At 61.8% G+C, this 13,763-nt stretch carries 10 protein-coding genes; 3 read left to right on the top strand and 7 right to left on the bottom strand.

What is annotated here, in order from left to right; genetic code table 11:
* Window positions 1-7: 7 nt before the first annotated feature.
* Window positions 8-1,156 (top strand): glycosyltransferase, encoded by a 1,149-nt coding sequence (locus P6U30_RS13035; protein ID WP_407169412.1) that lies wholly within the window; start codon window positions 8-10, stop codon window positions 1,154-1,156.
* A complete protein-coding gene (gene asnB / locus P6U30_RS13030; RefSeq protein ID WP_407169411.1) occupies window positions 1,156-3,003 on the top strand; it encodes an asparagine synthase (glutamine-hydrolyzing) in 1,848 nt (615 codons plus the stop codon). The genes P6U30_RS13035 and asnB (P6U30_RS13030) overlap by 1 nt, the downstream gene beginning before the upstream one ends.
* Window positions 3,004-4,315: 1,312 nt before the next feature.
* Here asnB (P6U30_RS13030) and P6U30_RS13025 read toward each other — a convergent pair.
* From P6U30_RS13025 to P6U30_RS12995, 7 genes are read right to left on the bottom strand one after another with little or no spacing between them, the layout of a single operon-like run.
* Window positions 4,316-5,479 (bottom strand): glycosyltransferase family 4 protein, encoded by a 1,164-nt coding sequence (locus tag P6U30_RS13025; RefSeq protein WP_407169410.1) that lies wholly within the window; start codon window positions 5,477-5,479, stop codon window positions 4,316-4,318.
* On the bottom strand, window positions 5,476-6,405 hold the full coding sequence (locus P6U30_RS13020) for an NAD-dependent epimerase/dehydratase family protein (protein ID WP_407169409.1): 930 nt from the start codon (window positions 6,403-6,405) through the stop codon (window positions 5,476-5,478). Before P6U30_RS13020 ends, P6U30_RS13025 begins: the two co-directional genes overlap by 4 nt.
* 18 nt (window positions 6,406-6,423) lie before the next feature.
* The gene (locus P6U30_RS13015; protein WP_407169408.1) at window positions 6,424-6,987 is read right to left on the bottom strand and encodes an acyltransferase; all 564 of its coding nucleotides are present in this window, start codon (window positions 6,985-6,987) and stop codon (window positions 6,424-6,426) included.
* Window positions 6,984-7,883: a methyltransferase domain-containing protein gene (locus tag P6U30_RS13010; protein ID WP_407169407.1), complete on the bottom strand. Its 900-nt coding sequence runs from the start codon at window positions 7,881-7,883 to the stop codon at window positions 6,984-6,986. The genes P6U30_RS13015 and P6U30_RS13010 overlap by 4 nt, the downstream gene beginning before the upstream one ends.
* Complete coding sequence (locus tag P6U30_RS13005; RefSeq protein ID WP_407169406.1) at window positions 7,847-8,935, bottom strand: glycosyltransferase; 1,089 nt, start codon at window positions 8,933-8,935, stop codon at window positions 7,847-7,849. The genes P6U30_RS13010 and P6U30_RS13005 overlap by 37 nt, the downstream gene beginning before the upstream one ends.
* A 3-nt stretch (window positions 8,936-8,938) precedes the next feature.
* Window positions 8,939-10,777 carry an asparagine synthase (glutamine-hydrolyzing) gene (gene asnB / locus P6U30_RS13000; protein ID WP_407169405.1) on the bottom strand — a complete coding sequence of 613 codons (1,839 nt, stop codon included), beginning with the start codon at window positions 10,775-10,777 and terminating at the stop codon, window positions 8,939-8,941.
* A gap of 2 nt (window positions 10,778-10,779) precedes the next feature.
* A complete protein-coding gene (locus tag P6U30_RS12995) occupies window positions 10,780-12,333 on the bottom strand; it encodes a lipopolysaccharide biosynthesis protein (protein ID WP_407169404.1) in 1,554 nt (517 codons plus the stop codon).
* 270 nt (window positions 12,334-12,603) lie between these two features.
* Here P6U30_RS12995 and rffA point away from each other — a divergent pair, with 270 nt between their 5' ends.
* Window positions 12,604-13,710, top strand: coding sequence for a dTDP-4-amino-4,6-dideoxygalactose transaminase (gene rffA / locus P6U30_RS12990; RefSeq protein WP_407170445.1), 1,107 nt, complete (start codon window positions 12,604-12,606; stop codon window positions 13,708-13,710).
* Window positions 13,711-13,763: the final 53 nt, after the last annotated feature.

Raw genomic sequence — 13,763 nt, 5'->3', positions numbered from 1 at the left:
GCGTCTGATGCGGCCGTCCGGCGATGCCGGACTTCCGCAGTTCCATGGCGTAACCAACAACGGCGGCAGTCAAATTTTTACCATCCTCCATATCATCCCTACTCTTGAGGGCGGCGGCGCAGAGCGGCAGCTCAGTGTGCTGGCGAGCGAGCAAGCGCGGCAGGGACATGATGTTCATGTCGCGCTCCGTCGGACCGGTGTTCATGCCGAATCGGTTGCCGCCAGCGGCGCGAAGATTCACCAGCTCGGAGATTTTCGTCTCGCTCATCCGGCCCTGCTGCTTGCTATTCGACGTGTCATCAAGAGGACCAAGCCCGATATCGTGCAAACCTGGCTGCCGCAGATGGATATCATGGGTGGTATAGCCGCCCTGCAGGCTCGGACGCCCTGGATTGCGACCGAGAGGACGGCGGGAGTGTTCTACGCGACGATTCCCGTGGTAGCGCGTGCGAGACTGCTGCTCGGACGTTTCGCGGCAGCGGTAGTCGCCAACTCAAACATTGGAGAGCGGTACTGGCAGGAAAACGGCTCTCGCAAGGCAAAGCTGGTCACGATTCGCAACGCACTGGATATTGATGGCATTCGTCGAGCTGCCTGCAACTCCTATGAACGACCGTCGAGGCCGCTCTTTTTGGTCATGGGGCGGTTTCAACGCGACAAGGCCATAGACATCGTTGTCAAGGCGATAGCGAAGCTACCCGATCCCGGCAAGGTCGAGGTTTGGATTGCGGGCGAGGGTAGCGAGCAAGATATCATCAAAAGCGAGATCAAATCCGCCGGCCTGAATGAAACAATCAAGCTTCTGCCCTATCAGCCAGACTGGTGGCAATCGCTGAGAGCCGCAAGCGGACTGATTAGTATGAGCCGATACGAGGGCAACCCGAATGCTGTCCTTGAAGCCATGGTTGGGCGCTGCCCTGTTATCTTGAGCGACATCCCCGGGCATCGTGAGATTGCCGACGGGTCGACCGCTTCGTTCGTACCGGTCGATGACCCGCAGGGTCTGGCAGATGCGATCGTCGCGCTTTTGAACGATGCCGACGCAGTGGCACGAAGGGCTGAACGCGCATCGGATCGAGTTGCAAACTGGACGAGCGAAACTATGACCAAAGCATACAATACGTTATATCAAGACGTATTGGGCAGGGGTATCTAATGTGTGGCATTATTGGAGTTGCAAGTTCGCGTCCCCTCGAAGATCATGCGTGGCTGGAAGCCGGCTGCACTGCGATGGCCCATCGGGGACCGGATGATAGCGGATTCTGGTGGTCGGCCGACGGACGTGTCGGGTTAGCGCAACGCCGGCTGGCCATCATTGATCTTTCGCCAGGCGGCCATCAACCCATGCACCGCGAGGACGGTGGCCTTAGTATCACTTTCAACGGTGAAATCTATAATTACAGAGAGCTACGCGACGTCCTGACAGCCAAAGGCCATTCGTTTGCGAGCGCGTCAGACACCGAGGTTCTGCTAGCCGCCTACAGAGAATGGGGCGCCGATTGCCTGGCGCATCTGAACGGGATGTTCGCATTTGCGCTCTACGATCGTCTGGCGGGCAAGCTCCTGCTGGCGCGGGACCGCGCCGGAGAGAAGCCGCTGTTTTATACGACCTCTGATGGGATGCTGCGGTTCGCCTCCGAGCTGAAGGGGTTGTTCTGTGATCCCAGCCTTGAGCGTAGGTTAGACAGCAAGGCGCTCGATTGCTTTCTGATGATGGGTTTCGTTCCGGGTGAGAAGTCCATCCTCTCAGGGGTAAGCAAGCTCCCCCCCGCGCACGCGCTGTCCTATGAAATTTCGAATGGAACGACCAACGTCTGGCAATACTGGCGACTTCCTGACGCCACTTCCGCGGACACTATCGACGACCAGCAGCTCGTTGACGAACTCGAGACCCTGCTCCTCAGTTCCGTGAAACAGCAGCTCGTCGCCGACGTTCCGGTGGGTGTATTGCTTAGCGGTGGCGTGGACTCCAGTCTCGTCACCGCGATGGCTGCGCGCGCTTTTCCTCGCATAAAGACCTTTACGGTTGGCCTGAGGGGACATGAAGGATACGACGAGGGCAACTACGCTAAGCTCGTTGCGCGGCATTTCGGAACGGATCACACAGAGTTGCAGGCCGGCGATACCACGCCTGAGATTCTTGGCGTGCTTGCCCGCCAGTATGATGAGCCGCTCTGCGACTCTTCAATGATTCCGACGTTTCTCGTCAGCCAGCTGATCCGGCAGCATTGCACCGTTGCGCTCGGCGGCGATGGCGCGGACGAATTGTTCGGCGGCTATCGGCATCACCAGCGTTTACAGATACTGCAATCGAGAATCCGAAACATCCCGCTCGGCATCCGTCGATCGGTTGCGGCTGCCGGATCGGCGTTGCTTCCCACCGGATTCCGTGGGCGCAACTGGCTCGGAGCCTTGAGTACTGATTTTGAAACGAAACTCCCATTTGTGACCGGGTTGTTTACTTCGAAAGAGCGATGCGCCCTGATGGGGGAACGCTGGGACCCTGTTGCCGAACAAGTCCTCGCGGACAGGATCCCGCCCACGACGAACCTGCTGCAACGAGTGACACGCACCGATTTCCAGAATTACTTGCCGGACGATATCCTAGTTAAGGTCGATCGCGCTAGCATGCTTGCTTCGCTAGAAGTCCGGGCCCCGTTTCTGGATTTTCGTATCCTTGAATTTGCCTTTGGAAAGGTTCCCCCTCGCTTGAAGGCCAACCAGATGGAACGAAAGATCTTGCTCAAGCGCCTATGCGCAAGAGTTCTTCCTCCCCAATTTGATGCCAACCGAAAGCAAGGTTTCTCGATTCCATTGCCGACTTGGCTCAAGGCCGGCCCCTGGAGGAAGTTCGTCTCGGACGTTCTGCTTGATTCTGGATGCACATTCGACAAGCGGGCCATCGCCCTGCTTCTTGAGGGGCATGGCAAGCGCCGCAACAATAGTGAGCGGCTTTTTGGGCTCACTATCTTTGAACTCTGGCGCCGCGCTTACCTTGGTTGAGCCAAGAAACAGATATGGTGGTCACGCCTCGCCATGAATTCAATCACAAGGTCTATCGCTACGATGACGATAGTTGGCCTGATGTCAGAAATTGCGCCTATACAGGTAAGTTATCGACGTCCTGAAAAGCGGTGTTGACAACCTCGCCCTATTGACCGCTTTGATCACGAAGTAGGTATCACCGCCCAGTACCGTCGGCCGTTGACATTGGGGTCACTATTATCGCTCGCGGAAAAGCGGATTCCAACACCTTTCCAATGCGAGTACCTGCCCTCACCAAGAGTAGCGATATCGCCGTGCAAACTGTGGGGCGGCCCGAGCAACTTGTCGTCTTCATAGAGCAAGAGAATCGAACGATGGGCCGTGTCATTCGTATCAGCCTCGTCGTCTAATTCCTTGAGAGCTTTGAACAGAGGGCCAGTTATCGGATTAGTCTGATACTCCGCCCCGGCAACGTTCGCGAACGGCGGATAGACGGCAAAGACGATCCGCCCCTCCGGGGCCGGATCTTCATACGACCATATGGACCATATCGCAGCGCCAGCATAGACCGCACACCCAATCGCTGACGTCGCTACCGTTCTTCGTGAGATAGAAAACATCGGACTCTGTATCGGCTTGTTGATTAAACTTCCTCTCGTGATCTGTACCAAGCTAAAGCCTCAGGTACGTGGCACGCAAATAAAATGGCAGTTACCCAAGCTGATTCAAAAGGACCTACCTAGATCGACGCCTTTGCGATAGCTCCTTCATAGACTTGGAATCTTACAACGGCCACTGTGCCTTTTCTACGGCTCTCATAGTGCCGGAAGCTAGTGAGACTCATCGAATGGCAAAGGCTAAACTCACAAGGTTGCCGAGCGCGATCACTGTCTCGGGTGCAGCGCTGCTGCCCCCAACGCATAGCGCGAAGACAGGCAAATGGCCCGCCGACGGCAGAAGAGCACGTCGTTACTTTTGCGGTAGCACCGGTTTACTATGCCTCGCCATCTGATCGGGATCCGGCCGAAATTTCGCCTCTTCCGGGAACGTCAGGAATACGGCATATCGCACCATCATTCTGCTGCCGCGTTTTGCCCTCGTCTCGGGCGCCGTGCCGGACCGGTCGATCCTCGACGTGCCCTTCACCACGGTGTTCATCTCCCGCCAGGCTGCTCTTGTTCCTGCTCCGGTATTTACCGCCGCTACGCGCAGCGTCCAAACCGGATGCGACCTACCAGAGCATGATCCCGCGTGAAGCGGTTTGCCGAATAGGACGTGCTCAAGTAAAGAGCTAAAGGGCAATGACGATTCAACCAATCTCATCGCGTTTTTAGCGGCGCACAGCCTGCCGGATGGTGGCGGCAAAGCTCGCCGCGAATGCGCTGACATTGTCGTCCTGTTGCGGAACGACATTGCGGACGACTAGTCCGTTCGCCTGTTGTGACGCATCGAAGAGATGATCGGCCAGCGCGACCGGATCGTCGACGCCGAAATAGCGAGCGGCGCCCGCGGTCTGCTCGCGGTGCACGTCGATATCGGACAGGATCATCGGCACACCGAACGATTTCGCCTCCTCCACGGTCGAGCTCCAGCCCTCGAAGCGCGACGGGTTGACCATCGCGGTTGCAGCCCGCAGCAACGCGTAGACGTGGGGAAATGGAATGATACCGACATGACGGAAATGCGTCTCGAGACCGCGTTTGCGGACTTCGGCATTAACCTGATCGTAGTAACCCGGCTCGCGCCGATCTTGCGTGCTGCCGGATGCGCAGACCACCACGTCCGCCCCGCGCTGCTTCAAGATCGTCAGCGCATCGACCACCAGTTGGTGGTTCTTGTGGCGATAGAACTGATTGGGCAGATAGAAATAGGACTGGGGCAGACCATAGCCGGCGATAACTCCCGCCGGATCCGTGTTCAACGCTGTAAGCTGGGGCTGGGTCGCGAAGCGGACCACACAGACCTTGTTCTTGACACGCGGATAGTAAGCCCTGAAGTCGTGCAGCGCGCTTTCGCTGCTGAGCATGATAGTGCGGCGTCCTCCGATCTGCATGCGGAAGCCGAACTCGCGGCGCCAGCGCGCGGCCCGCGGAAACAGATGCGGCAGCGAGCGATGTTGCAGATCTGGGATCCAGGCAATCGCCGGGATCGGCAGGCGCCAACCGAAGAAGCGTGCCGACTCGACCACGACATCAATCCGCGCGGCTTGAAATGCCGCGTTGGCGTCGCGCGCCAGGCCGAGGATAAGTGCCCTGGTCAATTCGGGCTGGCCTTCGAACGCGTCCGATCGCACGAGCTCAACGCCGGGAATCGCCGCGAGTTCGGCAAGCTCTTTCGCATCGCCGCCGCTGCCAGCAAACACCACGGGCGCGAACTCGCCGGGCCGGAATCGGGCCAGCGCCGCGAACAAGTTGCTCTGGTAGTTGTATCCGCCGGCCCAAAGGGTGCGTGAGATGTAGTTGAACGCGATGCGCATCGGGGCTTGCGATGTCATAAATCCTGCCCCTTGAACCACGCCACGTAGTCGGCGAGACCGCGGTCGAGCGGAATCCGCCAATCGAAGCCGACGCGGCGCAGGCTCGCATCGTCGGCCAGCAGGCTGACGGGATCGCCGGGCCGGCTGACGCCGGAATATCGCACAACGGTGTCAGTACCCCACTGTTGGATGAGGCCGGTCGCGATGTCGGCGACGCTCGTCCCCCGTCCCGAACCACCGTTGATGATGCGGGATGAAGCCTGCGTCGACGGCGCCGCGAAGCTGGCCAGCAACCTGGCAACATCGCGAACATCGGTCCAGTCGCGGATCTCGCCGCCGGTTCCACCGAGAGTCAGCACGTCCGGTTGCGCCTTCAGCCGCGAGCAGATGTCCCAGAGTAGCTGCTTGCGCAGGTCCGGGCCATAGACCGAGAACAGCCGCACGATGCTGCAATGCAGGCCGAACGATCGCGTGTAGCTCTGGCACAACTGTTCCATCATCATTTTGTGCTGGCCGTAGGGCGACATCGGTGCCAGGACGGCGTCTTCAGGGATCGGACCGGCGTGGTCGGCCCCGTAGACGGCCGCGCTCGATGCCGCGATCAACGCGCACTCCGGTGCCGATCCGCGCAGCCATTCCAGCAGCCGCGCAGTACTCGCAACAGTGCGGGAAAAGTCCTCGAAGGGCCGCTCGATCGACAGGCCGACGGACGATCCGCCGGCGAGATGAAAGACCTGCGCGGGCAACCCGTGCGCCACCGAGAGCGCATTCAGATTGGCCGCATCGATCTCGCCGTTGATCCAGGTCCGCAGGCCGAGACGACGCGCTTCCGCTTCATCGATTGCGCCATGACCGACGCCATGGACCGCATGGCCGGCCCCCGCCAGTTCCTGGACGAGATGGCGGCCAATGAATCCGTTTGCGCCTGTGACCCAGATGATCATGCCGTTGGTCCAGCCAACCTAACCTTCAAGGATCGACTTTACCAGACGCGCGGGGTTTCCGGCGACAACCGTGTCCTCGGCGACATCCGCCGTGACAACCGAGCCAGCAGCCACAATTGCACGGGCGCCGATCCGAACGCCTCGCATCAGGAATGCGCCAGCTCCGATCCAGGCATCGTCGCCGATCGTGACAGGACGCTCATCCAGATCCAATTGACGCGGATGGCCCTTGGTAAACATTTCCTGAATCTGCCGGTGACGCGCCACATGGTCCACCGGATGGGTCAGATTGTCGAAGACATTCACATCATGCGCGATCAGCACCCTGTCGCCGATCCGCACCGATCCAGCGGACCAGATCCGCGAATTCTCCCCGACATAACACCACGAGCCGATTTCGATTCGTCCGCCATGGGCGAACGTCAAGAGCTCTCCGCGAATAATGCTGCTCGCACCAATGACGATGCAGTCGCTGTCACCGCGAATATTGCGAATCCGCGCTGTCGGCATCAGCCGTGCGCGCGCCCCCAGGCGACAGGTCGCGCGCCCCACCACCCGCTGCAGCCAGTAATCGAGATTCATCTGATCAACTCGATGCAGGCAATGGCGCGCGCACAGCCGGCCCTGTCGTCGCGGCGGCCGCGTCCGCTGTGCGGGTCAAATGCAGTGGCATCGGCAACGTCGGCCTCTGTTGCTCGCCGCCATCCCGCCTTCCCATAGCCGAAGAATTCCAGCTCAAAGGACGACGGCGCAAATGCATCGATCAAGGTTCGGATCATGTCCCTGTCGAAGACCTGAAACCAGTCGAAATTCTCATACCGCCCATATGGCACGGTGATCAGGCAACGTCCGCCGGGAGCAGTGATACGCCGGAACTCGCGCATCGCATCAACAAAGCCATGCCTGTTGGCTTCTGACTTCGTGGGATCGTCGGTGTAGAGCATCGTGTTGTCGAGCCCGACATGCTCCAGGGTCGATATGCTGATGATGGTGTCGAAGGCACCATCTTCGAACCTCGTGTTGCGAAAATCCCCGAAGACATAGGAGTAGCCCTGATACCAATAGCACCGCTTTTCCGGCGCCAACGTCATGATGGTCAGGTCCGCCTTGCGCAGTGGATCTCGGCCAAGGATATACTCATGATTCAGCGTCGAGCCCGCATCGAGCATTCGCCCCAGCGCGACGCCGTCGCGGCACAGCCGCTCGAACAGCCATGGATATTCGACGACCCTTTCATCGATTCCGATGCCGAACGCGTCAGGCAGCGGTCGCCCCGGTTGAACCGCGGCGGTGTCGATCGCGGTCTGAATGCTTGACTTCTTGCGCGTATAGTAGCCGAGCGACCAGGGCTGACGCCCTCGCAGCGCATAGACAGGCAGCGCAACCGCGTCAGCGATCTCCTTGATCCTGAAAACCAGACCGTCAACGTGCATGCCTGCTCCTAGAGGCGCTCCAAGAGCTTTCCAAATAGAGCCCACTGGCGCTCTTTGCCATACAAATCTCCGACCACTCGCCGCCCCCGCTCGGCTCTCAGCTTCATTTCATCCCAGTCGCGCAGGCAATTCTCGATCCGAGTGAGGCAGTCATCGCCTGTCTCGTAGACTGCGATCGTCCGCTCGGGGTCCATCCCGTCCGGATACCTGCCGGCATCCGACAGCAGCAGCGCGCCGCAGCCCATCGCCTCGAAGCAGCGCATGTTGCCGCGATCGCTCCCCGCCATGTCGATCGCACCATTGAGCACGATCTTCGCCGAGCCGAACAGCGCGTAGAGATCGCGCCCGAACACCGGGGGCCTCGCGATGGCGGCGATGGCATCGGGGCGCCTGTGCTTCCCCAGCGGCAACAATCGGCCGATCGCGCTCTCGGCAAGCCGCGTCAACCGCGACGCGTCGAGACAGAAGACGATGTCGTGCTTGGCCGCCAGGCTCGCCACCTGCTCGAGGGTTCGGCCCCGCGCGCTGTGATGCCGCGAGTATCCGCCGACGAACGCCACGTCGATCGGCCGCTCGCCATCGCCATATTGCTCCATCACCGGGTCGATCGCGGGGAAGAACAGCTCGGCCCGGCAGCCCTTAGCTCGCCACGACTCCAGGATGGAGGGGAAGTTGCCGAGCACCGCGCCATAAGCCGCGAGATCAGCGTTGCCCGACGGCGCCGCGCGCCAGCAGAGCGTGGTCTTGACGCAGCCGGGCAGCTTGGCGACGAACGCGCTCGGGTAGCGCACCGGATCGAGATTGTAGAACACCTCCGTTGCGTGGTGCTCGATCTGCGCAAGCAGGATCGCTTCAAGCGCCGGCGTCCCCGGCATCCCTTGCGCGCGCGCCCACTGGCGCTGCAGCACCTCATCGTCGCCATTGGTGAAGAAGGCGTCGGGTGCACCATCCAGCACCGGTTTGAGGATGTGCGGCGCGCCGAAGCGATCGTGCAGAAACACTTCACGCCGCGCCTCGAAGTGCGACGCATGCTGCGCGAGCTGGTTGAGGCGCGGCAGATAGGATGGATAAAGGCCGCTATTCTGAAACAAGCGCATGGGTTACGCATACCTGACCAACATCCATTTCATGTTTAGATACGGCCAGATCCGGCCGACCGTCTCCCAGTCCCAGCTTTGTGCTTCGGTCAAGCGGTCGACCGTCTGGCGAAGCGGCGCTTCGTCGACGATTGCGGCAAACGCTGGAACGTCGCGACCGAGCAAATCCTTGGTCCAGCCGGCCAATGGCCCATTCAGCCATTCCGGCATCGGCGAGTTGAAACCGACCTTGCGGCGTGCGGTACGGATGCTCTCCGGCATCCGGTTCGCCATCGCCTGCCGTGCCACCACCTTGGTGTAGCCGTCGGACGACTTGCTGGTTTCCGGCAACGCCATCGTATAGCTCACCAACCGCCAGTCCATGAACGGCATGCGCACCTCGATCCCGTGAGCCATCGAGAGCCGGTCGAAATTGCGCAGGATGGTGGGCAGCGTGGTCGCGTGGAACATGCGATAGAGCCGCCGGTTCAGGGCGCCCCATTCGCGCGGCAGCTCATCATCTTCACCGACCAGCGGAAGTGGCGCGGGGATGTTCGACAGGCCGCCGCGCAGGAAATAGTGCCCCTGCCGCTTGATCATCTGCGCCCGAAGGATATCGACGCCGCGCTGCGCCAAGGGCAGTCGCGAGGTGAGCGCTGCCGCTGCGTTCCGAATTCGGAATGCCGCGGATTGGCCCTCCTGCAGGTAGGCGCCCATCAATTCATCCGCTCCATGACCGTCGAGCGATACGGTGACGTTCTGGCGGCGCAGCTCGCGATAGATCAGCCATGCGGCGCTCGGCAGGCTGATATAGACGTCGTCATTGTCGTCGAGGATCCGGTCGAGATCGGTGAGCGCATCCCCCCGTCCAATTTCGAGGAAGGTGGGCTTGACCTCGGCCCAGGCGGCCGCCTCCTCGGCCATCGGGCGCTCGTCGTTGATCGCGCCCGGAAATGTCGCGACGAAGGCATGGCGCCAGGCCGTGCTGTCACGCGGCCCCATCCCCGCCTTCTCGTGCGACGCCATGGCGCAGATCACCGCCGACGAATCGAAGCCGCCGGACAGGCAGGTTCCAATCGGAACGTCGCTGCGCATCCGCAAGGCCACGGAATCCTGAAACAGCTCGCGAAAGCGCACCACCCGATCAGCTTCGCTGGTCGGTATCTCGGGCAGATGATCGACGGTCCGCCACCAGCGGCGCAGCTCGATGCGCCCTTGCCGAAGCCACATGCAGTGGCCGCCCTGCAGGCGGCGCAATTGGCGAAACAAGGTCCGCTCGCTGCCTTCGATCCCGAACGGATCGAGCAGCAACCGCCGCGCCACGTCCAAATCGATCGTTACCTCGACCAGGCCGCTGCGCGCCAGCGCCCGCTGTTCGGACGCGAACACGAAACGCTCGGACGTCAGCGCATAGAGCAGCGGCTTGATGCCGAAGTGGTCGCGCGCCAGGAACAATTCGTCCGTGGTCGTGTCATAGATGGCAAGCGCCCACTCGCCGTTGAAGCGCGGCAGCATGTCCTCGCCCCAGGCCTGCCAGGCGGCAAGGATCACCTCGGTATCGGACTGGCTGCGGAAGACCGCGCCCGTCGCCTCGAGCTCGCGACGCAATTCCAGGAAATTGTAGATCTCGCCGTTGTAGACGATGACGTGACGGCGGTCGCCGGACACCATCGGTTGATGGCCGCCCTCGCTGGGATCGATAACCGCGAGCCGCCGATGACCGAACGCCAGATTACGCTTGGCGTTGAACCAGGCCCCCTCCCCGAACGGACCGCGATGCGCGATCAGCCCTCTCAGGCGCGAGAGCTCGGCCGGCTCCACGGGAGCGCCGCGCAGATTGAGGATGCCTGCGATACCGCACATGTCTAGATGGCCTTGATGGGCAGGAAGCGTGCCACGATGGCGCGAAGATCCCGCCAGCAGACCGCGCGATAGGGGCCAAGTTGCGATGCTGCGACGGCAGCGACAAAGATCATCGCCGCTGATATCGCATACAGCGACACCACATACCACCACGACGGCGCGTGGTCGAATGATGCGTGGCCGAGCTCGGCGCGCAGCGCCAGCGCCGTCACGATCCCGACGCCGAGCGGTACCAAGACGAAATGGACGACGCGCGACCATATGTCGGCAAGCCTGAAAGTCCGCCGCAACAGGAGGACCGTGGTGACCATCTGCGCGATCATGCCGACACAGGTGCTCCAACCCGCCGCCTGCCAGCCGAAGTGCGGCAACGCGATCGCGCTGGTCGCCAGCGTGAAGATTCCAGTCAGCAACGAGATCAGCGCGTTGGAGCCGGATCGCCCCTGCGACAGCAGATAGAACGCAAACACATTGGCGCTCGACCCCAGTATCCCGCTGATTGAGAGCACCACCAGCACCAGTTGAGCTTCGGCGGCCACCTCGGCGCCGGTCCATCGATGCAGCAGCGCCCCCGCGACCGGGATGAGGCCACCAAGCGCGCTTGCGGCGAGCACGTTGAGGATCCAGGACGAGCGCAGCAGCAGGTCGACCTTGCGGTCCTCGGCCTCCCTCTGCAGCGTGCTGAAGAACGGAAACAGGATCTCGCCGATCTTCAGCACACCGATATAGACCGCCTCCTCCAGTCGCTGCGCCACACTGTAAAATCCGACGAACTGCGGCTGCAGCAGCGCTCCGAGCAGATAGCGATCCGCTTGCCCGGCAAACAGCGCGCCGGCTTGTGCCGCGAGTTGCCAACCGCCAAGCCTGACAAGCGCGCGGAGCGCGCCGCGATCGAGTGCAGGTCGCGCCAGCCACCCTCCGATCGTGCGTCGCGACCAGCTCACCGCCATCAGAAAATTCGTCGCGAAGCCCAGCGCCTGGCAACCGAGGAACGTCGAAGAACGCGGCACCAGCGGGATCAGCAGCAGCATCGACATCGTCGTCACCAGGGTGCCCGCGATGCTGATCGACGCGATCCGCCGATAGTCCTGGCGCGCTGTGAACAGGGAGAGGAAGACCGCGAACAGGCATTGGAACAGCCAGCCGGCGCCGGCCAATGCGAAAGCAAGCCCAAGGTCGTCGGCTGCCGGCCCGCCCAAATGAAATCCCAGTCGCGCGAGGGGTGCTCCGACCAGGCCGAGCAACAGCGCGATCAGGCCGCCCGCGACGATGGCGAGCGTAAGCGCGGTCGCGAAGAAGCGCTGCGCCTCGTCGCGATCGGCTGGCGCCAACCTCTGCGCGAGTTCGCGCGCCGTCGACAAACCGAGCGCATTGCTGAACATCAGGGCCGGCGCGACGCAGGCCGTCACCAGCCCCGCGACACCGAACGCGGCGAGGCCGAGACGAAAGATCACGAACGGCAGGATCGCCAGGTTGAGCAGCACCGCGACCGCGAAGGCGATCCCATTCCATGCCGAGTTCCCGAGCAGATCCGACGGACCTTTTTTCAACGCCATGCCAGCTTTCGGACCATCGCTTCGATGCGCCTCAAGTGCCTCGTCCATCAAGGCAAAACCCCTTCGGCACCAGGACCGGGCTAGCAGCCGGCGCGGCAATTGTCGAGGGTTGGCGGACGGCGGCCCCAGCCGACGCTGCGCGCGAATTGGCCGTTGATTCTGCCCGCCGAAACCGCCTATCTGGCGTTCTCCGCGCCGAATTTCACTGACATCGCAAGGCCTGAAAGCAGCACCGTGGCCATTGACCCTATTCCGTTCAACCGGCCTTACATGACCGGGAAGGAGCTCGACAATATCGCCGAGGTGCAGCGTGCCCTGCACCTGTCCGGTGACGGCAGCTTCACGACGCGCTGCCATCGATGGATCGAGCAGCAGACCGGCTGCGCCAAGGCACTCCTGACCCATTCATGCTCGTCCGCGCTCGACATGACGGCGCTGCTGCTCGACATCGCTGACGGCGACGAAATCATCATGCCGTCCTTCACCTTTGTCTCGACGGCGAATGCGTTCGTGCTGCGGGGCGGCGTACCCGTCTTCGTCGACATCCGCGAGGATACGCTCAATCTGGATGAGCGCCTGATCGAGGCCGCGATCACGCCGCGCACGCGCGCGATCGCGGTGGTGCATTATGCCGGCGTCGGCTGCGAGATGGACACGATCATGGCGATCGCAAGACGGCACGGGCTCGCCGTCGTTGAGGACGCGGCGCAAGGCGTCGCGGCCTCCTACAAGGGCCGCGCGCTGGGAGCGATCGGCGATCTCGGCAGCTTCAGCTTCCACGAGACCAAGAATGTCATCGCGGGCGAAGGCGGCGCGCTGCTGGTCAACGATCCGGCGCTGGTCCAGCGCGCCGAGATCATGCGCGAGAAGGGCACCGATCGCGCCCGCTTCTACCGCGGCGAAGTCGACAAATACACCTGGCAGGATGTCGGCTCGTCGTACCTGCCGAGCGAGATCAACGCGGCATTCCTGTGGGCGCAGCTCGAAGAAGCCGAACGCATAACCCGCGAACGGCTCGCGCTATGGCAGCGCTATCATGCCGGCCTGGAAGAGCTGGAGCGGCAGGCATTGCTGCGCCGACCGATCGTGCCGGCAGACTGCCGGCACAATGGCCATCTGTACCACGTGCTCCTGGCGCCCGGCGTCGACCGCCAGATGGTCCTCCGGAAGCTCAAGGACAACGGCGTCAACTCCGTATTTCACTATGTGCCGCTGCATTCGTCCCCGGCCGGACGACGCTTCGGACGCGCCCACGGCGACCTGCCGCTGACGACGTCGTTGTCCGAACGGTTGATCAGACTGCCGATGTGGGTCGGGCTGACCGAAAGCCAGCAACAACGGGTTTGCGATCTGCTGGGTGGGATCCTCAAGGCGTGATCACTCCCCTCAGATCGGCCGTGAGGCTGCAATGCCGGTTCCTGATTTGTCCG

Source organism: Bradyrhizobium sp. ORS 111, assembly GCF_045571485.1.
In the GTDB taxonomy this organism is placed as follows: Bacteria; Pseudomonadota; Alphaproteobacteria; order Rhizobiales; family Xanthobacteraceae; genus Bradyrhizobium.
The sequence above is the reverse complement of the archived record's forward strand: the minus strand, read 5'-3'. Positions and strand labels throughout refer to the sequence as shown.